Source organism: Grimontia indica (assembly GCF_000333895.2).
In the GTDB taxonomy this organism is placed as follows: Bacteria; Pseudomonadota; Gammaproteobacteria; order Enterobacterales; family Vibrionaceae; genus Enterovibrio; species Enterovibrio indicus.
Map to the genome: position 1 here is coordinate 96,359 of NZ_ANFM02000010.1, position 23,259 is coordinate 119,617.

Below are 23,259 nucleotides of genomic sequence, written 5' to 3' on the forward strand. Positions count from 1 at the left end.
ATTGGTCTTGCAGTTATTCGCCAAGATAACGTCGGATTTGGGCCTCAATGCCTTTACCGTCGATCTCCAACTCTTCATGAAGTTCTTGCTGAGTACCTTGATGAATAAACTTATCCGGTAGGCCGATTTGCAGTACTGGCTTGATTTGGCGGGACTTCATCAAGTATTCAATCACACCAGAACCTGCACCGCCGGAAATCGCATTCTCTTCGACCGTGACCAGTACATCATGAGATGCGACCAGTTCGTCGATAAGGGCTTCATCCAATGGCTTCACGAAACGCATATCTGCAACGGTAGCATTCATGTTTTCTGCTGCTTGCAGTGCATAAGGCATCATGGTGCCAAAGTTCAGAATGGCAATTTTCTCGCCTTGACGGCGAACTACACCTTTACCGATCGGCAATGCGGTCATGGCTTTTTCAACGGTCGCGCCGCAACCTGTGCCACGAGGATAACGAACAGCACTTGGGCCCTGATGAAGATGACCGGTGTACAGCATTTGGCGACACTCGTTTTCGTCACTCGGCGCCATGATCACCATGTTCGGGATACAGCGCATGAAGCTGAGATCGAATGCACCTTGGTGAGTCTGACCGTCTGCACCAACCAATCCACCACGGTCAATCGCGAACATCACAGGCAAGTCCATGATCGCGACATCGTGGATCAGTTGGTCATAACCGCGTTGCAGGAAGGTGGAGTAAATCGCAACCACTGGGTTGTAGCCACCAATCGCCATGCCGGTACCAAGGGTAACCGCATGCTGCTCAGCAATCGCTACGTCGAAGTAGCGGTCTGGGAATTCTTTAGAGAATCGCACCATGCCTGAGCCTTCGCGCATGGCAGGGGTGATCGCCAGTAGCTTTTCGTCCTCTGCCGCCATGTCACACAACCAGTCACCAAAGATTTTGGAGAAAGTTGGGCCGGATGATTTGGCTTTTGGCAGAGTATTTTCAGCCGGGTTGAACTTAGGCACGGCGTGATAGCCAATCGGATCTTTCTCCGCTGGCTCGTAACCTTTGCCTTTTTTAGTCATGACATGCAAGAACTGCGGCCCTTTGAGGTTTCGCATGTTCTTGATGGTTTTAACCAGCTCTTCAACATCGTGACCGTCAACTGGGCCTATGTAGTTGAAACCCAGTTCTTCAAACAGGGTGCCTGGCACAACCATGCCTTTCAGGTGCTCTTCCGCGCGACGAACCAGCTCTTTAATCGGTGGTGCGCCGGACAGCACTTTCTTGCCGCCTTCACGGATAGAAGTGTAGAAATTGCCTGAAAGCAGTTGAGCCAGATGGTTATTGAGCGCACCAACGTTTTCTGAAATCGACATTTCGTTGTCATTCAGAATCACCAGCATATCGGCATGAACATCACCTGCATGGTTCATGGCTTCAAAAGCCATGCCTGCGGTGATTGCACCATCTCCAATCACGCTGACGACTTTGCGGTCGCGACCTTCTTTGGCGGCGGCAATCGCAAGTCCTAACGCTGCGCTGATTGAGGTAGAGCTATGGCCGACAGAAAGCACGTCATATTCGCTTTCTTCACGCCAGGGGAAAGGGTGAAGCCCGTCTTTTTGGCGGATAGTCGTCAGGCGTTCACGGCGACCGGTCAGGATCTTGTGAGGGTAAGCCTGATGGCCAACATCCCATATCAGATGATCGAATGGGGTGTTGTAAACATAGTGAAGCGCCACGGTCAGCTCAATGGCACCAAGGCCAGATGCAAAGTGGCCGCTTGAATGGCTCACGGAGTTGAGCAGATATGTTCTTAGCTCGTCGCACAGTTTTGGCAGAACGTCGCGTGGTAGCGTTCTGAGTTCGTCAGGCGTGTCTGCCAATGCGAGCGTTGGGTATTTAGAAATATCGAGAGTCATATATTCGTTTTATGGCGCTATTTGTTTTAATTCTTGCGCTCGATGATATACCGGGCGAACAGTTCCAATTGCTCTGTATTGTAGGGGATCGCTTGCAGGGCTTGTAGTGCTTCTTGGTAAAGAAGCTCAGCTTTCTGCTGTGCGCCCTCCAATCCCAGCAAAGCCGGGTAGGTGCTTTTTTCCGCTTCGAGATCGGAACCTTGTGGTTTTCCAAGGGTTTCGGTGTCGCTGATGATGTCTAGAATGTCATCCTGCACCTGAAACGCAAGGCCGATAGCGTTGGAAAATGTATCCAGTTGTGAAAGATATGTTACGCCTTTCTCGCCAGCAGCCAAAGCGCCCAAGCGAACCGCACAACGGATTAGAGCGCCGGTCTTGTTACGGTGGATAGTTTCCAGCGCAGAGAGATCCACTTTTTTCCCTTCCGCCGCCAGGTCCAGCGCTTGTCCCAGGCACATGCCTGCGGCACCGGATGCCGATGCTAATTCTTTGACCATCTGAATCCTGTACGCGTCACCTTCCTTGGAGAGATCACCTTCTGCCAGAATAGTAAACGCCAGCGTCTGCAAGGCATCGCCAGCCAGTATCGCGCTGGCTTCATCGAAAGCAACATGACAGGTCGGCTTACCGCGGCGCAGTGCGTCATCATCCATGGCAGGCAAATCGTCATGAATGAGGGAATATGCGTGAATACATTCAACGGCAGCCGCAGGAGTGTCCAATGCTTCCTCAGGCGCACCGAATAGCATACCAGTGACATAAGTCAGGTAAGGACGAACGCGTTTACCACCCAGCAAAGCGCCATGTTTCATTGCTTGAATCAGAGGCTGGTCGTCATTCCCCAAACTGTCGAGCCAGTGGGAGAGCTCCGCATTGCTGCGGTTTTGGTAATGAATGAGGGTGGATGTTAAAGCGGTATCACTCATCGCGCGTGTCTTCAAAATTTTCCAAAGGGGCGTTGTCATCTTGCGCGAGCAGGATCTCGACGCGTTGCTCGGCATCAGAGAGCGTTTTTTGTCCCTGACGAGCCAGAGAGATCCCGCGTTCAAATTGTTTTAGCGCCGCATCCAGCGGCAAGTCACCACTTTCAAGGCCATTAACAATCGTGTCTAACTCTTTGAGGGTTTCTTCAAAGGTCATGTTCTCAGGTTTCTTAGCAGCCATGATAAATCCAGAACTATCAGAATGGCGGAGAAGTTAACCCAGTGCCTGTTAGGGGTCAAACGCTTGAGTAAAAATCTGCGCTGCCGCGGAGATTTTCTGGGGTTTGCGACGATTTAGGCCTGATTTTTGCCTATCTATTGGGCGGCGGCAATATTCTGTCAGCCAATAGTGGGCTCAATTCTGATTCACGAAATCGGACATTGAGCTTAATCTTGAGAGGAAAATCTGCATCTTGAGATGAGAAGGGTATAAAATTTAAAGTACGCGCTAAATCTATCGCTACATCTGCCGTTAACGGAAGGGCAGACAGCGAATTCAGTCATACTCAAGCGGTTTAATAACCTGCTGATTCAGGTTGCTTGGGGATAGGTCACTACTCTTTCTGGCTAGTAAAAAAATTAAGGGGATCGTTCCGTGGATCTGGCGACACTTCTAGGTATTTTGGGCGCCTTTGCCTTCATCGTCATGGCGATGTTGCTTGGTGGCACCATCAGTATGTTCGTAGACGTTCCATCTACTCTGATCGTTTTCGGCGGCAGCTTGTTTGTTGTATTGATGAACTACACCATGGGTCAGTTCTTCGGCGCATTTAAAATCGCAGGCAAGGCTTTCATGTTCAAAGCCGATGATCCGGAAGACCTCATTGCCAAAATCGTAGAGATGGCGGATGCGGCGCGTAAAGGTGGCTTCCTGGCACTTGAAGAGATGGAAGTGACCAACTCCTTCATGAAAAAAGGCGTCGATATGCTGGTGGACGGCCATGATGCTGAAGTCGTGAAAATGACGCTCCAAAAAGACATTGTCATGACCGATGAACGACACGACAGTGGTGCGCAGTTCTACAGCGCACTTGCGGACGTTGCCCCGGCGATGGGGATGATCGGTACGCTGATCGGTCTGGTAGCCATGCTTTCAAACATGGATGACCCAAAGGCGATCGGTCCTGCGATGGCGGTAGCACTTTTGACAACACTCTACGGCGCCATGCTCGCAAACATGATCGCGATTCCTATTGCGGCAAAGCTTCGCCTGCGTAAAGACCAGGAGAAAATGAACCGTCGTCTTATCATGGACGGTTTGTTGGCAATACAGGATGGTCAGAACCCGCGTGTTATTGACGGCTACCTGAAAAACTACCTCAACGAGAAGAAACGTACTGTTGACGTAGACGGATAAGGAGTCGGGTATGGATGATGAATGCAAATGTCCCCCCCCCGGGCTACCCGCTTGGATGGGGACCTTCGCTGACTTGATGTCGCTGCTGATGTGTTTCTTCGTACTTCTGCTTTCCTTCTCGGAAATGGATGTACTGAAGTTCAAGCAGATCGCAGGCTCGATGAAATTCGCTTTTGGTGTACAGAACCTTCTGGAAGTCAAAGACATTCCGAAAGGGACCAGTGTGATTGCGCAGGAGTTCCGTCCGGGTCGTCCTGAGCCGACGCCGATTGAAGTCATCATGCAGCAAACTATCGATATGACGCAGCGTACCCTCGATTTCCAAGAGGGCGAATCCGATCGTGCAGGTGGCTCCCAGCGAGATTCAGCAAAATTGGATGGGGGCTCGACGGCAAGCGAAGCTTCAATGCAGGAGCAAGAACAGAACACCGAACAAATGTCGAGCACAGCCCAAATGGTCGTGCAGGCACTCGAACGTGAAGTGGAAGAGGGCGCTGTAGAGGTGGAAAACCTTGGTCAGCAACTGATTATACGTATTCGCGAAAACGGTGCATTCCCAGCAGGCTCTGCTTTTCTTCAGCCTAAATTCCGGCCTTTGGTACGTCAGATTGCTGATTTGGTGAAGGACGTACCAGGGGTGGTTCGTGTTTCCGGCCACACCGACAATTCCCCTCTCGATTCCGAACTGTATCGTTCAAACTGGGATCTGTCTGCACAACGAGCGGTGTCCGTCGCTCAGGAGATGGAAAAAGTCGATGGCTTCGACCCAATGAGAATGCGGGTTGAAGGCTTGGCGGGTTCTTCACCGCGCGTACCGAATGATACGCCGGAAGGTCGCGCTCAAAACCGCCGCGTTGAAATTGCGATTATGCAGGGTAAACCTAAGGAATCTGACGAGATTTCTACCAGTGCTCCAGTTCAACCTATTCAGGAAAACTGATGGTTTGAAGCCCTTACAGAAGGCAGTGCAATAGCGCTGCTTTTTTGTTCTCACTTCTGTGTGGTTATTTCGAATACGTTATGCTTGAGGTATAATCCGCGCCTTTGTTAAAGCCGTAGCGAAACCTGTTATGAAATTTATCGTCAAAATTCACCCTGAGGTGATGGTCAAAAGTGAATCTGTACGGAAACGCTTCACGAAAATTCTGGAAACTAACATCCGAAATATTCTTAAGCGAAAGTCAGACGCTATGCCGGTGTTCAACCGTCGTGATCATATTGAGGTTTCGCTAAAAGACGCGGCTGAGCGTGATATTGCACTGAGTGTATTGACCAACACGCCAGGTATTCACCATGTGCTGGAAGTTGAGCAAACGCCATTTACTGATCTGCACAACATCTATGAAATCGTTTCAGCGACGGTATCACATCAGTTGGAAGGCAAGTCTTTCTGTGTGCGTGCCAAACGTCGTGGCAATCATGACTTCACTTCCATTGATGTTGAACGTTACGTCGGTGGTGGTTTGAACCAAGATGTTGAATCCGCCCGTGTTCAGCTGAAAAAGCCTGACATCGTCGTACACCTGGAAGTAGACAAAGAAAACGTTAATGTGGTTCGTGAGCGTTTCAAAGGTCTGGGTGGTTTCCCTCTGGGCACACAGGAAGATGTACTGAGTCTGATTTCAGGCGGTTTCGATTCTGGTGTTTCCAGTTACCTGCACATCAAACGCGGTAGTAAGGTGCATTACTGTTTCTTCAATCTTGGTGGTGCGGCGCATGAGATTGGTGTTCAGCAGACTGCGCACTATCTTTGGGAGAAATTTGGTTCTTCTGCCAAGGTGAAGTTTGTCTCTATCGACTTCGAACCTGTTGTTGCTGAAATCCTGGAGAAAGTGGATGACGGCCAAATGGGCGTGGTATTGAAGCGTATGTTTATACGCGCTGCATCAATGGTCGCAGAGAAGTACGGTATTCAGGCATTGGTCACCGGTGAAGCACTGGGTCAGGTATCAAGCCAGACGCTGACCAACCTGCGCATGATCGATAACGTATCTGACACCTTGATCCTGCGTCCTTTGATCAACTGGGATAAAGAAGACATCATCAATCTCGCGCGCGATATCGGCACCGAAGATTTTGCGAAAACCATGCCGGAATACTGTGGCGTGATTTCACGTAAACCGACCATCAAGGCCGAAAAAGCGAAGTTAGAAGCGGAAGAAGCGAACTTTGATTTCAGCATTCTGGATAAAGTGGTTTACGACGCGCGAATCATTGATATTCGTGATATCGGCAAGCAGAGTAAAGAAAAAGCGCCAGACGTCGAACTGGTGGACGAAATTGCTAACGGTGCAGTGGTGCTGGATATCCGTAGCCCTGAAGAAGAAGATGAGAAACCGCTGGAGATTGATGGCGCCGAAGTGGTTCACATTCCATTCTTCAGACTGGCGACCAAGTTCGGCGATCTGGATCAGAGCAAAACTTATCTGCTCTACTGTGATCGCGGCGTGATGAGCCGACTGCAGGCGCTCTATCTGCAAGAAAATGGCTACGCGAACGTGAAGGTATACCGTCCGTAAGGCTGATCCGAGAAAGCGCAGCGACAAGATTTAGAAACAAAGAACCGACCTATCGAGGTCGGTTTTTTTGTTTGAGGTATACCCAGTGCAGGGTTAAGCGAATTTCTTTTCGTAATGGAGGTTAGGAATGATCACCATTGGTTCTACGACTTCGCGGGCTTTGTCTTTGCCTCCCAGCAAGTAAACAATCTCAACAGCAAACTCCAACGCGGTGCCCGGACCTTGGCTGGTGAGCAGTTTGTGGTCGTGGTCAGTGAAGACCCGACGGCTGTTCTGCTTATCTGTCGGAATATGGTCTATGAATGCAGGGTGGCAGGTTTTATAAGCGTCTGGGAACAGCTGATTCTTCTCAATCACCAAAGCAGGCGCCGCACAGATTGCCGCCACCCATTTCTGGTCACACTGCTGCTGTTTAATCATTTCAACAACCAATGCACTTTCTCCCAAGGCTTTAGCGCCTTCGACGCCGCCCGGCACAACAATGCAGTCAAACTCTTCATCGGCAACTTTGACCAGTGGAATGTCTGCTGTCAGTTTTACACCACGTGAACACGTCAAAGTGAGCTCTCCATTTTCCGCAGCACTTGCGGTGGTGACGTTAAATCCAGCACGTACCATAACGTCAATAACCGTTACGGCTTCCATTTCTTCTGTGCCTTGGGCTAGGCACACCAATACGCTAGGCGTGGTCATAGGATTGCTCCAAATTCTTGATGGCTTGATACAGCGCCCGGTTTTCCGGTACCGCTATATCGTGTGATTCTGCTCGGCTGATCAGGTAGCCGGTAATAAAGTCTATTTCCGAGTGACGTTTGAAGTGCACGTCCCGGTTCATCGAAGAGTGGTTTTCTGCGGTGGCTTTCGCGACCTGTAATGCGTGTTGTAAGACGTCATCCGATGCGGCATTTAATCCTTCGGCTTGCATAACCAAAGCGATCTCTTCACTTAATGTGTTTAGCTGCGCTCGAAAGCTATCAGAAAGCAACTCGCCATTCTGACACTGACGCAGTGCAGTCATAGGATTGATCATACAATTGACGGCCAGTTTCCGCCAAAGCGCTGTCTGAATTTCTTTTTCCCATTGAGCACTGGGTAGAGCATGGCTGAAAACGTCAGCAAGAAAGTCACACTGTTTTCCACTGACATTCGCACCGCCTAGGCGTGTTTCCCCAAGGCCAGTATGTCGTAATACCGATGGAGAGAGCTTTAAAGCGCCGTGGGAGGTCGTGGCAAGTACGAGAGGGTTTGTGTCCAGTGTTTGAAGAACAGCATCAGCTGTACCCATGCCGTTGTGCATCAAGACTACTGGGGTATCTGGATGAAGATAAGGCTGTATAAGATGGATGGCATCCAGCACCTGGAAGGCTTTGACGCAAACCAGAACACAGTCGCTTTCTTCAATTCGAGCGGATTGGTTGCAGGGAAAAATCAGTGGACTCTGATGTTCGAATCCCAGCGTGATGTCAGACTCTTCTTTGCGGGTGACAAAATGAACCTGATGCCCAGCTTCAAGTAGTTTTAAACCCCATAACGCACCGACCGCACCGGCACCGACAAGCGTAAAACGCATGCATCATCCTTATTGTTTAACTGGCTGAAAGCATACCACTGTTGATACAAGAGCCGAACGCTGAAAAGTAAAAAGGCAGCCAAAGTGGCTGCCTCATATAAATCTGATTTAAGAGTGTTCTTAAATACCGGCGCTTTAAGCTCTTTGGTTAGAACTTATAGGTAGCTGCAAAGTAGTGACCCGCACCAGAAGATGGGAATCCAGCGCTATCTTCAATACCGTACACGTCTTTGTACAGCTTCAGGCCATAACCAAGAGCGAAGTTGTCAACATGCCAGTAGATGCCATTGAACATCGCGCCACCGTGGCTTGAGTTTGCACCATTGTTGTCATCCATACCGAACTCGTAGTCTAGGTAACCTTGGTAAGAAATGAATGAACCATTTTCGAAGTTAATGAAAGGTTTAAACCAGTTAGTTGAGATTTGGTAACCGTTCCATTCGTGGTTTTGTAGGTCGTGACGCGCATACAGGTTGAACTGCATTTTGCCAAACCAAGGTACCATTACGTCAGAACCGATACCCCACTTAGTTTTGTAACCCGCATCGCCACCATCAATGATGTTTTCGCTTGCAATGTAAAGCTCTTGAACTGGGCCAAAAGACAGATCAACACCAGTAGCAGCATCGATAGACATACGTGGGTTAAATTTCATGAACAGGCGATCAGCGCCGTCTTTCTCACTGCTTGAGCTATTGCTAGGGTTAAACAGGTCAACATAACCATACAGATCGAAAATACCAGAGCGGCCACCGAACTCCATTTCTAGGTAGGTGTGGTTTGCATCACCAGGCTTCTCGTCGATGGTATGCATCACATTGAATTGCATCCATGTGTGATCATTCTTGCGAACGTCGTCTGAGTAATCAGCAGCAATTGCTGGTGCAGAAGTAGCAGCCATTAGGCCTAGAGCTAGAAGTGATTTACGCATTTTCTGTTCTCTTAACATCGTGAGAAAGGAGCGGCACTGGACCTTAATTGGTTGGACCTCCGCCGTAACGAGCGCCATTCTATGGGAAAGTTCAAAAAAGAAAATGCAATGAAATCGCAATCGTTTGCTAAATGTGATTTAGATCGCGTTGAAATGGATTACATTCGAGATATGTGTTTCAAAAGATGATCAGAGTGACGGTTTAAACAGAAAGTATGAGGGCAATCCGCGACGGTTGTCGCGGATTAAACACAGATTAAGCCGTTTTCTGCATGTCTTGCAGCTTTTTAAAGTGCTTTCTGAGTCCAACAATCATGGCAAGGCTTGGAGTGACCATGATAGTGGTGAGGATGAAGAAGAAGGACCAAGGATCAAGCCAGCTGATGTTGTGAATCCATTCAAACTGTTCAATCCAGTCGACTAGTGAGCCACTGAAGGACGAGAGGGTTGTCCTCCCCAAATTACCCAGAGAGGCCAGCAAAGCATATTGGGTTGCGGAGAACGCCCTGCCTGTAAGGAAAGTCAGGAAGGATACAAACGCAATGGTTGCGAATGCACTGGTGAAGTTATCCACGATGATTGTGGCAAGGAACAGGTTCTCATTTGGCCCAACCTGCGCCATCAGCGCAAACATCAGGTTACTGGCAGCCATGGCAATACCACCAATCAGAAGCCCTTTAACGACGCCGAAGCGAACGTTAATCGCGCTGCCAATCAAAGTGAAAACAACAGTGGCTCCCCAGCCGATCAGCTTAGAGTAATAGCCAATCTGTTCATTGCTGAACCCCACTTCTTTGTAAAAGACGATCGACATACGCCCTAAGAAGGCCTCACCAATCTTAAACAGGAACACAAAGAGAAGAAGCGTGAGCGCGACTTTCACGCCATTGCGTCGGAAGAACTCAGCAAAAGGCTCAACGATGGTGACGGAGAACCACACCAGAACACTGTTTTCGCCTTGATTTAAACGCTTGGCGTAACGGGACTCTGCTTCTGCCTGGAGTTCGTCGCGTTGTGAATCTGGCTCACCAACAAACAGGGTAAATAAGATGAGTAGCCCGATAAAACCTGCCATACCATAGTAAACGCCATTCCAGCCTATCGAATCGGCATTGATAAAAGCGAAATACCCTGGAAGGCTGTAACCTGTCCACCAACCAATCACCGCCATGGCGGCAGCTTGCGGCATTTTGGATTTTTCCTGCTCACCAAAACTGTCGATACGGAAAGCATCCACGGCAATGTCTTGGGTGGCAGAAGCCAATGCTATGGTGAAAGCCAGAACTGAAGTCAGCCAAAGATTGAATGAAGGATCAGTATTAGCGATGAAAAGGGTACAGACCAGCATGATCACCTGCATCAGGAAAATCCAGCTGCGGCGTTGCCCTAATGTTCGGTGAAGCACGGGAAGTTTCACGCGGTCGATGAGTGGTGCCCACATCCAGTTAATCGCGTAAACCGCAAAAATAGAACCGAATAAGCCGATCGCCGTTCTGGTTAAGCCCGCATCCTTGAGCCAGCCAGACATATTTGAACCGATCAAAAGCCATGGAAAGCCACTTGCGCAGCCCAACATGAAAACCCAAAGGAGCCTGCGGTCAAGATAGCTGTTTAGCGTTTCCCGCCAGGTAGGGTGAGAAGAAGGGGACATGAGTGTACGTCCTTGTTATGTGCATAGGTAACCCCATGCTACCGTGCTTCAAGGACGAATGCCACGCGCAAAACGTGGCAATTTTCCCTTATTGATCAGATAACAAGCACATTCTTTAAGACGTTGGTTCACAAATCTGTTACCGCGCAATTCATCTTCGCGGCGCGATTCGATCATGTACAACAGATACCAATATACAGATTCGTAATCATCTTCCGGAGAGCCTCCAGAAATAGAGAGTTGCCACCATTCAAGAAACTGGTTGCGGCAGGAAAGTTTGAGATCTTCATAGGAAGCTTGCTGCAAGACATAGCGAATGACGTCTGCAGCAAAAGCCGGTGCATGTTGTCGAACATGTTCACCGGCGAGCTCATCATTGTTTTGTTCGGGATTGTCTGCAACGAGTTTTAGCATTCCCTCTCAACCTGCTACTTAATTGGTAATGAGAATCTTCTCGATAAGTATAGGTTGCTGGGGAACATCGCGCATACGAGTTTCAGGGATTGTGACGGTTTTAACCTTTGCCATTTTCTCAACGGTATTAAACCCCTCGATGACTTTGCCAAACACGGTGTAACCATAGTTGTAGCTGTTGCCATCTAAGTTACTGTTGTTTTGCAGGTTAATGTAAAACTGTCGAGTGGCAGAATCTGGCGCCTGGCGCCTTGCCATAGCGATGGTGCCACGTTCGTTACCCAATCCATTTTTGGACTCGTTAATCACTTCGCCATAGGTGCTTGGACGAGGCTGGAATTTGGCGTCGTAGCCACCGCCTTGTGCGACAAACCCTGGAATCACTCGGTGGAATTGCGTACCCACATAGCTACCGTCTTCCACATATTTCAGGAAGTTTTCGACGCTTTTCGGTGCTTTTTCTGGATAAAGCTCGAGTTTGAAGTTACCCACGCTAGTTTCAACGTTGACAACAGGGTTCGCTGCCATCGCGTTAGCTGCAAATAGTGTGGCAGCGACTAATGCTGTTTTAAAAACGGTTTTCATTAGAAGTTCTCATTCATGAAGGTCATCAGCTGTTGGTCGCGAGCAATGTCTTGCAGTACAGCTTCGAGCAGGCTATTCAAGGCCATTTCCATGTCTTCGACAGACGCACTGGTGGAACCTTCAGTGGTTGATTTGCCAGTGTAGCGTTTCACGAACTTGTTCTGCCCATTATCGGCAACCAATTGGATTTGAACATTGGTGTTCATGGTGTGTGAGAACACGCTGTGCTCCACTTTCACCAGCGCGTCCAGCAGATCCATGCGTAGTTTACCTTTGCTGTCGGCAACCACTTTGTAGCCTTGAGAATTCAGTTGACGGATCAGGGCATCTTCCAATACCACGCGAACGTTTGAAGTTGCCTGAATTGGCTGCACATTTTTACGGCCATTGTCTACCACTGCCACAAACTGAGCAGTGCGCAGATCTCGGCTTTCAACGGTAACAGGTTTACTTTGCGCAACGGGTACCGAAGAAATAGAAGGTTGTGGGGCAATCGTCATCTGAGGTTCGCGGGGTGACGAACAAGCACTCAGGCCCAATACCAGTCCGGAAACAAGCAGAAGTTTTTTCATGAGTTAACGCATCCCTTTAGAGTCTGGCTGTTTATATGCTTCGACAATAACAAACTTACGATTAGAAGCAATGACTTGTGCATTGCCAAAAAGACGTTTCAATTTAGTATGATAGCCGAGGTGACGGTTACCAATCACTACAATGCGTCCCTTGGGTTCAAGAACCCGTCTGGCGTCACAAAACATTTGCCAGGCAATGTGGTCTGTCACTGTGTTGAGTTGATGGAATGGAGGGTTACACAGCACTAAGTCAGCGCTGTTTGGTTCGAAACCTTCCAGACAGTTGTTCACTCTGCAATTTATGCGTTCTGGTTTAATACCATGACTGAGCAAGTTTGCAGATGCTGACGCCACTGCCATGTGACTTTCGTCCACAGCTGTGATGATTGCCTGTGGATTGCAACGGGCAGCTTCCACAGAAAGTACCCCGTTCCCACAACCCAGATCGATGATGTGCTTAATCCCTTGGTCTTCAGGGATATGTTCAAGCATGAGGTAAGCGGCGATATCCAAACTTTCCGACGAAAACACGTTGGCATGGTTTTGCAATGTCATTTTGTAATCGGCAACGTCAAAAGACGTCGTTTCAACCGGCGCTGATTCAAGCTGCTTTTCTTTCTGACAGAAAATCAATCGTGCTTTTTTCTTAGCGAGCGAGGTATGGGTAGCACCAAGGTGTTTTTCAAACAGCTTAAGTGTTGAAGTGTGGATGTCTTTGGCTTTTGCACCCGCTAATACTTGAACATTCATCCGCGCAGAATGTGAAATCTGCTGGAGTTGCCAAATCAGAAAACGGGTATATTTTGGCAGCTTCATCACGATGATATCGGCATCGACTGGCAGGGGCGTTAAAGATGAAATGATATCGACGCCTTCAAGGTTATTATCTTTGAGGTTCTGCTCGGTGCTTAACTGGGCTAAATGGGAGTCGCTCACCATGGTGACACGATATCCTTTCTGAATCGCCCAGCAGCTCAATGCCCCAAAACCATCATTGAAAATCAAGATGTGTGCGTTGTCTGGTAACACACTGTTCTCAAGTTCCTCGATCAGGTATTCATCTGCTGCATCCCATGCCTGCAGGGTTTCGTTCTTCTGAATAGGATAGCGGTGGAGTGCAAACGTCTGTCCAGCAATGTCTAACGTGGTTTTCATGGCGTGTATCAGCTAGAGATAATCGAGTATATTGTCGCAGATAATATAACGAAACGGCTTGGGATGGAGAGAGAATAGGGATATATCCAAGCAACTTCGGGTTGTTTGTATACATACCCGTCAACTTTTAATTGTTGAAGACAAAAAGTTCGTAGACACGACCTATTTTAAAATTTGCGTCTAAAGTCAGAGGGAAGAATGAAAGTTCAGCAAAAAATTGAGCGTAAGCTCAACACCGCATTTTCACCGGTGCATTTGGATGTAAAAAACGAAAGTTACATGCATAACGTCCCTGAAGGCTCAGAAAGTCACTTTAAAGTGACTGTGGTCAGTGAACAGTTTGAAGGGCAACGCCTTATCGCTAGGCACCGTGCGGTAAACCAGACCCTGAGTGAAGAATTGCAAAATGATATCCATGCACTTGCAATTCATACTTATACTGAAGAAGAGTGGCGCGAATTAAATGGTCAAGCACCCGTCTCCCCGCCATGTCACGGTGGTTCGGTTTTAGACGCCGAATAGACCAATAAGTAAGGGCTGTTTCAAACAGCCCTTTTAGCGCAGAAAGGAAAATCGCTTTTGAATATCAGATGCCAAGCAACGGGACAGTGACTGTCCCAAAGTATGAGCAAATGTTAAATAAATTGGGTGTATCCAGCTGTTCAAGATAGCAACAGGTCCAAGTGTCAGATGTTGATTTTGTAACAATTAATCCACATCACATTTGCACCCTAAACTGTGCACCGCCTCATACTTATCGCTTACAATTGAGCATAGTTTGCTCAGTTGCTGAAAATTCAGGGTGTATCACGGTGATTGCCGTGGAATCACGACTTTGGTTAATGATAGAATCCACCGCTTGAAAACTGACCCCATGCCTTGAATTGTTGCGGGTTGGTGATGAGGAAGTTGCGAAGGTGAGCGAATGAGTCGCTCAGCTAGACAGTGGAAAGTCGTGTATTAAACTGCGCAATAACAGAATTTTTTCCCGTTAATGTAGTGCAAGTGCGTATGATTACAATAAAAAAGGGTCTGGACATCCCAATTGCCGGGACTCCAGCTCAGGTGATAAATGATGGCCCTGCCATCAAAAAAGTCGCCTTGCTTGGCGAAGAGTACGTTGGCATGCGTCCAACGATGCATGTTCGTGTTGGGGATGTAGTGAAAAAAGGTCAGGTTCTTTTTGAAGACAAGAAGAACCAAGGCGTTAAATTTACTGCTCCTGCAGCGGGTACTGTGGTTGAAGTTAACCGCGGTGCAAAACGTGTTCTTCAGTCTGTTGTCATCGAAGTAGAAGGCAACGAGCAAGTCACTTTCAACAAATACGAAGCCTCCGACATCGCAGGCCTGGATCGTCAAGTGGTCGTAGACCAACTTGTTGAGTCAGGTGTGTGGACGGCGCTCCGTACCCGCCCATTCAGCAAAACACCAGCGGTTGACGCAAGTCCTGCAGCTGTTTTTGTTACAGCGATGGACTCAAACCCTCTGGCTGCAAACGCAGAGCTGATCATTAATGAACAGCAAGAAGCTTTTGTAGCAGGTCTGGACGTGCTTTCACGCCTGACCGACGGTAAGGTGTTTGTGTGTAAAGGCGAATCCAGCCTGCCGCGTAGCAACCAAGCCAATGTGGAAGAGCAAGTGTTTAATGGTCCTCACCCAGCAGGTCTGGTTGGTACCCACATTCACTTCCTTCGCCCTGTTGGTATGGACGTGCAGGTTTGGCACCTGAACTATCAAGACGTTATCGCTTTCGGTAAGCTTTTCCTCACTGGTGAAGTTTATACAGATCGCGTCGTTTCTCTGGCGGGTCCGGTTGTTAACAACCCTCGTCTCATCCGCACGCAAATCGGTGCTTCTATCTCAGACATCACTGACAATGAGTTGATGCCTGGTGAAATCCGTCTCATTTCTGGCTCCGTACTAAGTGGTACGAACGCTGGTGGTGTTCACGGTTACCTCGGTCGCTATCACCTTCAGGTGAGCGCGCTTCGTGAAGGTCGTGAAAAAGAACTGTTTGGCTGGATTACTCCAGGTAAGAACAAGTTCTCCGTTACCCGCGCATATTTAAGCCAGTTCTTTAAAGGCCAGCTGTTCAACATGACCACTACCACAAACGGTAGTGAGCGCTCTATGGTGCCAATCGGTAACTACGAGCGTGTGATGCCTCTGGACATCGAGCCGACTCTGCTGCTGCGTGATATCTGTGCAGGTGACCTGGACAGCATGTCTCAGCTGGGCGCACTGGAACTGGATCCTGAAGATCTTGCTCTGTGTACTTTTGTTTGCCCTGGCAAGTACGATTTTGGCCCTATGCTCCGCGAGTGCCTGGATCAAATTGAGAAGGAAGGGTAAGCGATGAGCCTGAAGAATTTTCTTGAAGATATCGAGCATCACTTCGAGCCGGGTGGTAAACACGAGAAGTGGTTTGCGCTGTACGAAGCAGTAGCGACTGTTCTTTACACCCCAGGCCTAGTGACCAAACGCGGTGCGCACGTTCGTGACAGCATCGATTTGAAGCGCATCATGATCATGGTGTGGCTGGCTGTATTCCCTGCCATGTTCTTTGGCATGTACAACGCTGGTAACCAAGCCATCATGGCACTGAACTCTATGTACGGTGCAGAGCAACTGGCAGCAGTTGTTGGCGGTAACTGGCACTACTGGCTGACAGAAATGTTGGGCGGTACGCTGACACCAGATGCTGGCTGGGGCAGTAAAATGGTACTGGGTGCCACTTACTTCCTGCCTATCTACGCAACGGTATTTATCGTGGGCGGCTTCTGGGAAGTCCTGTTCTGTATGGTGCGCAAGCACGAAGTCAACGAAGGTTTCTTCGTTACTTCTATCCTGTTTGCATTGATTGTTCCGCCAACACTTCCTCTGTGGCAAGCAGCACTGGGTATTACCTTCGGTGTTGTTGTAGCAAAAGAAATTTTCGGTGGTACCGGTCGTAACTTCCTGAACCCTGCACTTGCTGGCCGTGCGTTCCTGTTCTTTGCATACCCTGCACAGATTTCAGGTGACCTGGTTTGGACTGCGGCTGATGGTTACTCAGGTGCGACAGCACTGAGCCAATGGGCTCAAGGTGGTCAAGGTGCGCTGGTTAACAACATCACAGGCCAAGCAACCTCTTGGATGGATGCATTCATTGGTAACATCCCTGGCTCAATCGGTGAAGTGTCAACGCTGGCAATCTTCATTGGTGGTGCAATGATCGTCGCGATGCGAATCGCATCTTGGCGCATCATTCTGGGTACCATGATTGGTCTTGTCGCTACAGCGACCCTGTTCAACATCATCGGCTCTGACACCAACCCAATGTTCAGCATGCCATGGCATTGGCACCTGGTTCTGGGTGGTTTCGCGTTCGGTATGATGTTCATGGCAACTGACCCAGTTTCCGCGTCGTTTACCAACAAAGCGAAATGGTGGTACGGCATCCTGATCGGTGCGATGGCAGTGATGATTCGTGTGGTTAACCCAGCGTACCCAGAGGGTATGATGCTGGCTATCCTGTTCGCGAACCTGTTTGCGCCGCTGTTCGACAACCTGGTAATCCAGGGCAACATCAAACGGAGACTGGCTCGTGTCAAGCAATAACGATAGCATTAAAAAAACGCTGACCGTAGTTATCGCGCTGAGCCTCGTGTGTTCAGTCGTGGTATCGTTCGCGGCCGTTTCTCTGCGTCCTCTGCAAGAGAAAAATGCCGTGCTGGACGTACAGCGCAACATCCTTTCTGTTGCTGGTATCGATGCGAACGGCAACATCACTGGAACCTTTGACAAGTTCATCGAACCACGTCTGGTTGACCTGAAAACAGGTGACCTCGTAGGTACTGTTGAAGAAGCGAAGGCTTTTGACCAACGCATTGCAGCGTCTGACCCATCTCAGTCAGTAAAACTGACTGCAGACAAAGATATCGCCAAGATTGGCCGCCTGTCTGACATCGCCAAGGTTTACTTGGTGAAAGACGACGCGGGTCAAACTGAGCGTCTGATCCTGCCAGTACATGGCAGTGGTCTGTGGGGCATGATGTATGCTTTCGTTGCACTGGACACAGACGGCAAGACCGTTTCTGACATCGCTTACTACCAGCACGGTGAAACTCCGGGTCTGGGTGGCGAAGTTGAAAACCCTCGCTGGCGTGCACAGTTCGAAGGCAAACTGCTGTTTGATGACAAAGGCATGCCTGCGCTGAAAGTTGTTAAAGGCGGTGCTCAACCTGGAGATGTTTACGGTGTAGACGGTCTGTCAGGTGCGACTCTGACTTCAAACGGTGTACAGCACACCTTTGACTTCTGGTTTGGTGACAACGGCTTTGGCCCATTCCTGAAGAAAGTTCAACAGGGAGAGCTGATCAATGGCTGATTCTAAAGAACTGAAAAAGAATCTTTGGTCTCCAGTACTGGATAACAACCCAATTGCCCTTCAGGTACTGGGTGTGTGTTCTGCACTGGCAGTAACCACCAAGCTGGAAACAGCGTTCGTAATGACCCTTGCGGTAGTTTTCGTAACGGCATTCTCGAACCTGTTCGTATCGCTTATTCGTAACCACATTCCAAACTCTGTGCGTATCATCGTTCAGATGGCGATCATTGCATCGCTGGTAATCGTGGTAGACCAGATCCTTAAAGCTTACGTTTACGACATCTCTAAGCAGCTGTCGGTATTCGTTGGCCTGATCATCACCAACTGTATCGTTATGGGTCGTGCAGAAGCGTACGCGATGAAGTCGCCACCGCTGCCATCATTTATCGACGGTATCGGTAACGGTCTGGGTTATGGTTTCGTACTGATTTCTGTTGGCTTCTTCCGCGAACTGCTGGGCTCAGGCAAGCTGTTCGGCGTGTCAATTCTGCCTCTGACTTCAGAAGGTGGTTGGTACCAGCCAAACGGTCTGATGCTTCTGGCCCCATCAGCGTTCTTCCTGATCGGCTTCCTGATCTGGGTTGTGCGTTACTTCAAACCTGAACAAGTAGAAGCGAAGGAGTAAGGACGTAATGGAACATTACATTAGTCTGCTGGTTCGTTCGATTTTCATCGAAAACCTAGCACTGTCTTTCTTCCTGGGTATGTGTACTTTCCTGGCAGTATCCAAGAAAGTAAAAACCTCTTTCGGTCTAGGTGTTGCGGTAATCGTAGTACTGTCTGTGGCCGTTCCGGTTAACAACCTGATTTACAACCTGGTACTGAAAAACGGTGCGATTGTTGAAGGCGTGGATCTTAGCTTCCTGAACTTCATCACTTTCATCGGCGTTATCGCGGCACTGGTACAGATCCTGGAAATGGTTCTGGACCGCTTCTTCCCGCCGCTATACAACGCACTGGGTATCTTCCTGCCGCTGATCACAGTGAACTGTGCAATCTTCGGTGGTGTATCTTTCATGGTTCAACGTGACTACAACTTCATGGAGTCTGTGGTTTACGGTTTCGGCTCTGGTGTGGGCTGGATGCTGGCGATTGTTGCGCTGGCAGGTATCCGTGAAAAGATGAAGTACTCTGACGTACCACCTGCACTTCGTGGTCTGGGTATTACCTTCATCACTGTAGGTCTGATGGCGTTAGGCTTTATGTCTTTCTCCGGTGTTCAACTGTAAGTCGGGTAAACCGCGAATTAAGGAATAGTCAATGGACATTATTCTTGGTGTAGTGATGTTTACTCTAATCGTACTGGCACTGGTACTGGTGATTCTTTTCGCCAAGTCCAAGCTGGTACCATCAGGTGACATCACGATCGCTGTAAACGGCGATCCAAGCCTTGCAATCACCACGCAACCAGGCGGTAAGCTTCTGAGCGCGCTGGCTGGTGCAGGTGTATTCGTATCTTCAGCTTGTGGTGGTGGTGGCTCATGTGGCCAGTGCCGCGTGAAAGTGAAATCAGGTGGTGGTGATATCCTGCCAACTGAACTTGACCACATCAGCAAGGGTGAAGCACGTGAAGGTGAGCGTCTGGCCTGTCAGGTAGCAATGAAAACTGACATGGACATCGAGCTCCCTGAAGAAATCTTCGGCGTGAAGAAGTGGGAATGTTCTGTTATCTCTAACGATAACAAAGCAACCTTTATCAAAGAGCTGAAGCTGCAAATTCCAGACGGCGAGTCAGTACCGTTCCGTGCGGGTGGTTACATCCAGATCGAAGCGCCTGCTCACCACGTTAAGTACGCAGATTACGATATTCCAGAAGAATACCGTGAAGACTGGGAGAAGTTTAACCTGTTCCGTTACGAGTCCAAGGTTAACGAAGAAACCATCCGTGCATACTCAATGGCGAACTACCCAGAAGAGTTTGGCATCATCATGCTGAACGTGCGTATTGCGACGCCACCACCTAACAACCCAGACGTACCACCAGGCATCATGTCTTCGTACATCTGGTCATTGAAGGAAGGTGACAAGTGTACGATCTCTGGTCCGTTTGGTGAGTTCTTCGCGAAAGACACAGATGCAGAAATGGTATTTGTGGGCGGTGGTGCAGGTATGGCACCAATGCGTTCACACATCTTCGACCAGCTGAAGCGTCTGAAGTCTAGCCGTAAGATGTCTTTCTGGTACGGTGCGCGTTCTAAGCGTGAAATGTTCTATGTAGAAGATTTCGATGGATTGGCAGCAGAAAACGAAAACTTCGTTTGGCACTGTGCATTGTCTGATCCTATGCCAGAGGACAACTGGGATGGCTACACTGGTTTCATCCACAACGTGCTGTTCGAGAACTATCTGAAAGATCATGAAGCGCCAGAAGATTGTGAGTACTACATGTGTGGTCCTCCAATGATGAACGCTGCTGTGATCGGCATGCTGAAAGACCTGGGTGTTGAAGACGAGAACATCCTACTGGATGACTTCGGTGGCTAATCGCCCCGCTGTCTGAAGGAGATAATGGCTGGCCTTAGGGTCAGCCATTTTGCATCTAATCAGACAGAATCATTGTTTTCTGAATGGCTTTTCTAGCTCACCAAAGTCGAAAGTGATTCTTTCTGATCCCTTTTATAATCAACTGGATGATGTAATGAAAAAATTCCTGTTGTCTGCCGGTCTAATGATTAGCGCACTGCTGGTTTTGACTGGATGCGAACAAGCGCCTCAGCAAGCACACCTGACAGGTTCCACCATGGGAACCTATTACTCGGTGAAATATGTTTCTGATATGGAACTTCCTGCTTCCAGTGATATTCAGGCGGAAATTGATGCACGTCTGGAGTTGGTCAACGATCAGATGTCTACGTACCGCAAGGATTCTGAACTGAGTCTGTTTAACCAGCAAAAAGGCAGTGAACCATTTACTGTTTCGAAAGACACGGCAAAAGTGGTCGCAGAAGCGATTCGTCTGAACCTGCTATCTGATGGCGCATTGGATGTCACCGTTGGCCCATTGGTTAACCTTTGGGGTTTTGGTCCTGAAGGACGTCCTGACCGTGTTCCAACCGACGAGCAGATTGAAGAGCGCCGTGCAATGACAGGGATTGAGTTCTTGTCTGTAGAGGGTAACAACCTGATCAAAACCAACCCGGGCCTATACGTCGATTTGTCATCGATTGCTAAGGGCTTTGGTGTCGATGTAGTGGCAAACTATCTGGCGTCACTGGGTATCGATAATTACTTGGTTGAGATCGGTGGTGAGCTTCAGCTAAAAGGTAAAAATGCAGAAGGGCAGCCATGGCGTATTGCCATCGAAAAGCCAACGTCTGAACAGCAAACCGTGCAGGAAATCATTGCACCGGGTGATATGGCAATCGCCACGTCAGGTGACTACCGCAACTATTTTGAAGAAAATGGTGTTCGTTACTCGCACACTATTAACCCAGCAACAGCCAAGCCAATCAACCATCGTCTTGTGTCGGTAACTGTACTGGATAAGTCTTGTATGACGGCGGATGGCCTCTCTACGGCCTTTATGGTGATGGGCCCAGATGCGGCGCTTGCATTAGCGAACCAGGAAAATATTCCTGCATTTTTCATCGTAAAGACGGATAATGGATTTAACGAAGTCGCATCGGATGCGTTCAAACCATATCTAACACGTTAAAGGTAATAAGATGTCTGTGTATCTGATAACCTTCGCGGTATTCATTCTGGTGATTACTGGTATGTCTATTGGCTTCATTATTCAGCGCAAAACGATCAGCGGAAGCTGTGGTGGTTTGGGCGCAGTGGGTATCGAGAAAGAATGTGATTGCCCTGAGCCGTGTGATGCGCGCAAGAAGCGTGAAGCTCGAGCAGCGAAGACTGAAGAGTGGAAAAAGAACCAAATCATCTAAATTGGAAAAACCGCCGAAAGGCGGTTTTTTTATGATCTCAACAGGTTTCTCCCCTGAGCTTTCGCTTCGTAAAGCTTGTCATCCGCTTCTTTCAGTAAGAGTCCGAGAGACTGGTTTCCACTCGCAAGCCCGATGCTCACAGTGTACTTGATGATTTGGTCATTATATTCGATAACTGTGCGTTCAATTTCCTGCCGAAATGCTTCCAGTTCAGCTTGAAAAACATCGCTGTTTTCCGTGCAGAGAACCACGAACTCTTCACCACCGAATCTTGCCGGAAGCGCTGAGGAAAACGCCATGTTCAGTGTCCGCCCCAGATATTTCAGTACATGGTCGCCGCCATCATGTCCGTAGGTATCATTGATGTTCTTGAAGTTATCGATATCAATCATTGCGATGCTTTTATGAGGTGCGGGATTTTCGTCGGTAAAGTTAAAGAAATATCGACGGTTCCAAAGACCGGTAAGATGGTCACGGTTAGCTAAAAAGTAGAGTTGTTCACTGGCATCCTGCATATTCAGTTGCGAATGAATGCGGCAATAAAGCTCTTCTTGGTTAAATGGCTTATTGAGAAAGTCATTGGCGCCTGCTTTGAGAAACTGCGGAATGAGGTCGGGATTATCCGACGCTGAAAGGCCTATGATCGCCAGTTCATCACGATCGTTATTCATTCTTAGGTGCTGGGTAAGTTCAACGCCATTCATCAACGGCATGTCATTATCGGTGATAACAAGGTTTACGTTCCATACGTTATCCATCACCTCGAGAGCCTCGATACCATTTGAGGCGGTGTGAACCGTGATGTATTGACGCTCAAGAAGGTCTTTCAGAAACTGGGTGATGGCAGGAGAATCATCAACAACCAGAGCTGTCTTGTCGATGTTCTGGACTAAACGGTTTAGCAAAGGAACCAAAAAGGCGAGAGAGACCGCGCTGTCTTTCAATATGTAATCGACAATCCCTTTACCAAGAAGCTCCTCTCTGAGCTCTTTGTCCCCATTTCCTGTTAACACTATGACCCGATGCCCAGCTTCAAGCACAAGGTCAATCACTTCGCCTTTAGGGGCATCAGGCAAGCAGAAATCGAGAACCGCACTAACAAAACTAGGCTTGGTTTCCAGATAAGCTTTCGTTTCCGCGAGGCTGCCAAAGACGACGGGCTCGAATCCCGCATCTTCTAACAGAGAGGAAACGTAGCTTTGAAATGTCGGACTGTCATCGACAACCAGTACCTTGCGACTCATCATCATGTTGCGCACCTTTTTCTGGGATCTCATGTTGTCCCAAATTGGTATCAAAAGTGTCGTTTCTAATTATACGTTTAACTATAGCCTAGGGGCTGCTGACCTTTGGTGATGATTTTTGCAGCAGTTTGTGGGGATTTTAT

24 protein-coding genes are annotated in these 23,259 nt (G+C 48.6%); 12 read left to right on the forward strand and 12 right to left on the reverse strand.

All coding sequences use genetic code 11. The features are described from left to right. Nucleotides 1-13 precede the first annotated feature (13 nt). The 3 genes from dxs to xseB are packed head-to-tail and all read right to left on the reverse strand — an operon-like array spanning nt 14 to nt 3,043. Entirely contained in the window at nt 14-1,879 is a 1,866-nt protein-coding gene (gene dxs / locus D515_RS06065) for a 1-deoxy-D-xylulose-5-phosphate synthase (protein WP_002537007.1), read from the reverse strand. Between the two features lie 26 nt (nt 1,880-1,905). Then, nucleotides 1,906-2,805, reverse strand: a complete 900-nt coding sequence (gene ispA / locus D515_RS06070) for a (2E,6E)-farnesyl diphosphate synthase (protein WP_002537008.1) — start codon at nt 2,803-2,805, stop codon at nt 1,906-1,908. Next, complete coding sequence (gene xseB, locus D515_RS06075) at nt 2,798-3,043, reverse strand: exodeoxyribonuclease VII small subunit (protein ID WP_002537010.1); 246 nt, start codon at nt 3,041-3,043, stop codon at nt 2,798-2,800. Before xseB ends, ispA begins: the two co-directional genes overlap by 8 nt. A gap of 414 nt (nt 3,044-3,457) precedes the next feature. Between xseB and pomA the strand changes: the two genes are divergently transcribed. From pomA to thiI, 3 genes are all read left to right on the forward strand, one after another. Beyond that, nucleotides 3,458-4,219, forward strand: coding sequence for a flagellar motor protein PomA (gene pomA, locus D515_RS06080; protein ID WP_002537012.1), 762 nt, complete (start codon nt 3,458-3,460; stop codon nt 4,217-4,219). A gap of 10 nt (nt 4,220-4,229) precedes the next feature. After that, nucleotides 4,230-5,159 (forward strand): flagellar motor protein MotB, encoded by a 930-nt coding sequence (locus tag D515_RS06085; protein WP_039849695.1) that lies wholly within the window; start codon nt 4,230-4,232, stop codon nt 5,157-5,159. A gap of 130 nt (nt 5,160-5,289) precedes the next feature. Further along, nucleotides 5,290-6,738 carry a tRNA uracil 4-sulfurtransferase ThiI gene (gene thiI, locus D515_RS06090; RefSeq protein ID WP_002537015.1) on the forward strand — a complete coding sequence of 483 codons (1,449 nt, stop codon included), beginning with the start codon at nt 5,290-5,292 and terminating at the stop codon, nt 6,736-6,738. Between the two features lie 93 nt (nt 6,739-6,831). On the opposite strand, the gene D515_RS06095 is transcribed toward thiI, so the two are convergent. The 8 genes from D515_RS06095 to D515_RS06130 all read right to left on the reverse strand — a co-directional run bounded on the left by D515_RS06095 (nt 6,832) and on the right by D515_RS06130 (nt 13,616). Then, nucleotides 6,832-7,431 (reverse strand): DJ-1 family glyoxalase III, encoded by a 600-nt coding sequence (locus tag D515_RS06095; RefSeq protein ID WP_002537016.1) that lies wholly within the window; start codon nt 7,429-7,431, stop codon nt 6,832-6,834. After that, a complete protein-coding gene (locus tag D515_RS06100; RefSeq protein WP_039849696.1) occupies nt 7,418-8,308 on the reverse strand; it encodes a 2-dehydropantoate 2-reductase in 891 nt (296 codons plus the stop codon). Before D515_RS06100 ends, D515_RS06095 begins: the two co-directional genes overlap by 14 nt. A gap of 148 nt (nt 8,309-8,456) precedes the next feature. Next, nucleotides 8,457-9,239, reverse strand: coding sequence for a nucleoside-specific channel-forming Tsx family protein (locus tag D515_RS06105; protein ID WP_039849697.1), 783 nt, complete (start codon nt 9,237-9,239; stop codon nt 8,457-8,459). 256 nt (nt 9,240-9,495) lie between these two features. Next, nucleotides 9,496-10,890: an AmpG family muropeptide MFS transporter gene (locus tag D515_RS06110; protein WP_002537027.1), complete on the reverse strand. Its 1,395-nt coding sequence runs from the start codon at nt 10,888-10,890 to the stop codon at nt 9,496-9,498. 48 nt (nt 10,891-10,938) lie between these two features. Beyond that, nucleotides 10,939-11,304, reverse strand: coding sequence for a hypothetical protein (locus tag D515_RS06115; RefSeq protein WP_002537029.1), 366 nt, complete (start codon nt 11,302-11,304; stop codon nt 10,939-10,941). Nucleotides 11,305-11,322: 18 nt separating this feature from the next. After that, nucleotides 11,323-11,889: a peptidylprolyl isomerase gene (locus tag D515_RS06120; RefSeq protein ID WP_002537030.1), complete on the reverse strand. Its 567-nt coding sequence runs from the start codon at nt 11,887-11,889 to the stop codon at nt 11,323-11,325. Next, the gene (locus tag D515_RS06125; protein WP_002537032.1) at nt 11,889-12,461 is read right to left on the reverse strand and encodes a YajG family lipoprotein; all 573 of its coding nucleotides are present in this window, start codon (nt 12,459-12,461) and stop codon (nt 11,889-11,891) included. Before D515_RS06125 ends, D515_RS06120 begins: the two co-directional genes overlap by 1 nt. Nucleotides 12,462-12,464: 3 nt before the next feature. Continuing rightward, nucleotides 12,465-13,616: a methyltransferase gene (locus D515_RS06130; protein ID WP_002537034.1), complete on the reverse strand. Its 1,152-nt coding sequence runs from the start codon at nt 13,614-13,616 to the stop codon at nt 12,465-12,467. Nucleotides 13,617-13,814: 198 nt separating this feature from the next. Here D515_RS06130 and bolA point away from each other — a divergent pair, with 198 nt between their 5' ends. From bolA to nqrM, 9 genes are all read left to right on the forward strand, one after another. Further along, nucleotides 13,815-14,138: a transcriptional regulator BolA gene (bolA, locus tag D515_RS06135; protein WP_002537036.1), complete on the forward strand. Its 324-nt coding sequence runs from the start codon at nt 13,815-13,817 to the stop codon at nt 14,136-14,138. A gap of 489 nt (nt 14,139-14,627) precedes the next feature. Next, nucleotides 14,628-15,968, forward strand: coding sequence for a Na(+)-translocating NADH-quinone reductase subunit A (locus D515_RS06140; protein WP_002537037.1), 1,341 nt, complete (start codon nt 14,628-14,630; stop codon nt 15,966-15,968). A 3-nt stretch (nt 15,969-15,971) separates the two neighbouring features. Then, nucleotides 15,972-17,216 (forward strand): NADH:ubiquinone reductase (Na(+)-transporting) subunit B, encoded by a 1,245-nt coding sequence (locus D515_RS06145; RefSeq protein ID WP_002537040.1) that lies wholly within the window; start codon nt 15,972-15,974, stop codon nt 17,214-17,216. Next, on the forward strand, nt 17,203-17,985 hold the full coding sequence (locus D515_RS06150; protein WP_002537041.1) for a Na(+)-translocating NADH-quinone reductase subunit C: 783 nt from the start codon (nt 17,203-17,205) through the stop codon (nt 17,983-17,985). The genes D515_RS06145 and D515_RS06150 overlap by 14 nt, the downstream gene beginning before the upstream one ends. Then, the gene (locus D515_RS06155; RefSeq protein ID WP_002537043.1) at nt 17,978-18,610 is read left to right on the forward strand and encodes an NADH:ubiquinone reductase (Na(+)-transporting) subunit D; all 633 of its coding nucleotides are present in this window, start codon (nt 17,978-17,980) and stop codon (nt 18,608-18,610) included. The genes D515_RS06150 and D515_RS06155 overlap by 8 nt, the downstream gene beginning before the upstream one ends. 7 nt (nt 18,611-18,617) lie before the next feature. Continuing rightward, on the forward strand, nt 18,618-19,214 hold the full coding sequence (nqrE, locus tag D515_RS06160) for an NADH:ubiquinone reductase (Na(+)-transporting) subunit E (RefSeq protein ID WP_002537045.1): 597 nt from the start codon (nt 18,618-18,620) through the stop codon (nt 19,212-19,214). A 31-nt stretch (nt 19,215-19,245) separates the two neighbouring features. Continuing rightward, the gene (nqrF, locus tag D515_RS06165) at nt 19,246-20,469 is read left to right on the forward strand and encodes an NADH:ubiquinone reductase (Na(+)-transporting) subunit F (protein WP_002537048.1); all 1,224 of its coding nucleotides are present in this window, start codon (nt 19,246-19,248) and stop codon (nt 20,467-20,469) included. 154 nt (nt 20,470-20,623) lie between these two features. Then, nucleotides 20,624-21,640, forward strand: coding sequence for an FAD:protein FMN transferase (locus D515_RS06170; protein ID WP_002537050.1), 1,017 nt, complete (start codon nt 20,624-20,626; stop codon nt 21,638-21,640). Between the two features lie 10 nt (nt 21,641-21,650). Then, nucleotides 21,651-21,872, forward strand: a complete 222-nt coding sequence (gene nqrM, locus D515_RS06175; protein ID WP_002537052.1) for a (Na+)-NQR maturation NqrM — start codon at nt 21,651-21,653, stop codon at nt 21,870-21,872. A 29-nt stretch (nt 21,873-21,901) separates the two neighbouring features. On the opposite strand, the gene D515_RS06180 is transcribed toward nqrM, so the two are convergent. Further along, nucleotides 21,902-23,122, reverse strand: a complete 1,221-nt coding sequence (locus tag D515_RS06180; RefSeq protein ID WP_002537053.1) for a GGDEF domain-containing response regulator — start codon at nt 23,120-23,122, stop codon at nt 21,902-21,904. Nucleotides 23,123-23,259: the final 137 nt, after the last annotated feature.

What these genes read in the sequence shown, in the direction of transcription:
- bolA (WP_002537036.1), top strand. Translation starts at nt 13,815, where the DNA reads ATGAAAGTTCAGCAAAAAATTGAGCGTAAGCTCAACACCGCATTTTCA.
- D515_RS06085 (WP_039849695.1), top strand. Translation starts at nt 4,230, where the DNA reads ATGGATGATGAATGCAAATGTCCCCCCCCCGGGCTACCCGCTTGGATG.
- D515_RS06095 (WP_002537016.1), bottom strand. Translation starts at nt 7,431, where the DNA reads ATGACCACGCCTAGCGTATTGGTGTGCCTAGCCCAAGGCACAGAAGAA.
- D515_RS06170 (WP_002537050.1), top strand. Translation starts at nt 20,624, where the DNA reads ATGAAAAAATTCCTGTTGTCTGCCGGTCTAATGATTAGCGCACTGCTG.
- D515_RS06105 (WP_039849697.1), bottom strand. Translation starts at nt 9,239, where the DNA reads ATGCGTAAATCACTTCTAGCTCTAGGCCTAATGGCTGCTACTTCTGCA.
- thiI (WP_002537015.1), top strand. Translation starts at nt 5,290, where the DNA reads ATGAAATTTATCGTCAAAATTCACCCTGAGGTGATGGTCAAAAGTGAA.
- dxs (WP_002537007.1), bottom strand. Translation starts at nt 1,879, where the DNA reads ATGACTCTCGATATTTCTAAATACCCAACGCTCGCATTGGCAGACACG.
- D515_RS06155 (WP_002537043.1), top strand. Translation starts at nt 17,978, where the DNA reads ATGGCTGATTCTAAAGAACTGAAAAAGAATCTTTGGTCTCCAGTACTG.
- D515_RS06140 (WP_002537037.1), top strand. Translation starts at nt 14,628, where the DNA reads ATGATTACAATAAAAAAGGGTCTGGACATCCCAATTGCCGGGACTCCA.
- D515_RS06130 (WP_002537034.1), bottom strand. Translation starts at nt 13,616, where the DNA reads ATGAAAACCACGTTAGACATTGCTGGACAGACGTTTGCACTCCACCGC.
- nqrF (WP_002537048.1), top strand. Translation starts at nt 19,246, where the DNA reads ATGGACATTATTCTTGGTGTAGTGATGTTTACTCTAATCGTACTGGCA.
- ispA (WP_002537008.1), bottom strand. Translation starts at nt 2,805, where the DNA reads ATGAGTGATACCGCTTTAACATCCACCCTCATTCATTACCAAAACCGC.
- xseB (WP_002537010.1), bottom strand. Translation starts at nt 3,043, where the DNA reads ATGGCTGCTAAGAAACCTGAGAACATGACCTTTGAAGAAACCCTCAAA.
- D515_RS06125 (WP_002537032.1), bottom strand. Translation starts at nt 12,461, where the DNA reads ATGAAAAAACTTCTGCTTGTTTCCGGACTGGTATTGGGCCTGAGTGCT.
- D515_RS06100 (WP_039849696.1), bottom strand. Translation starts at nt 8,308, where the DNA reads ATGCGTTTTACGCTTGTCGGTGCCGGTGCGGTCGGTGCGTTATGGGGT.
- nqrM (WP_002537052.1), top strand. Translation starts at nt 21,651, where the DNA reads ATGTCTGTGTATCTGATAACCTTCGCGGTATTCATTCTGGTGATTACT.
- D515_RS06180 (WP_002537053.1), bottom strand. Translation starts at nt 23,122, where the DNA reads ATGATGATGAGTCGCAAGGTACTGGTTGTCGATGACAGTCCGACATTT.
- D515_RS06120 (WP_002537030.1), bottom strand. Translation starts at nt 11,889, where the DNA reads ATGAAAACCGTTTTTAAAACAGCATTAGTCGCTGCCACACTATTTGCA.
- D515_RS06145 (WP_002537040.1), top strand. Translation starts at nt 15,972, where the DNA reads ATGAGCCTGAAGAATTTTCTTGAAGATATCGAGCATCACTTCGAGCCG.
- D515_RS06115 (WP_002537029.1), bottom strand. Translation starts at nt 11,304, where the DNA reads ATGCTAAAACTCGTTGCAGACAATCCCGAACAAAACAATGATGAGCTC.
- D515_RS06110 (WP_002537027.1), bottom strand. Translation starts at nt 10,890, where the DNA reads ATGTCCCCTTCTTCTCACCCTACCTGGCGGGAAACGCTAAACAGCTAT.
- nqrE (WP_002537045.1), top strand. Translation starts at nt 18,618, where the DNA reads ATGGAACATTACATTAGTCTGCTGGTTCGTTCGATTTTCATCGAAAAC.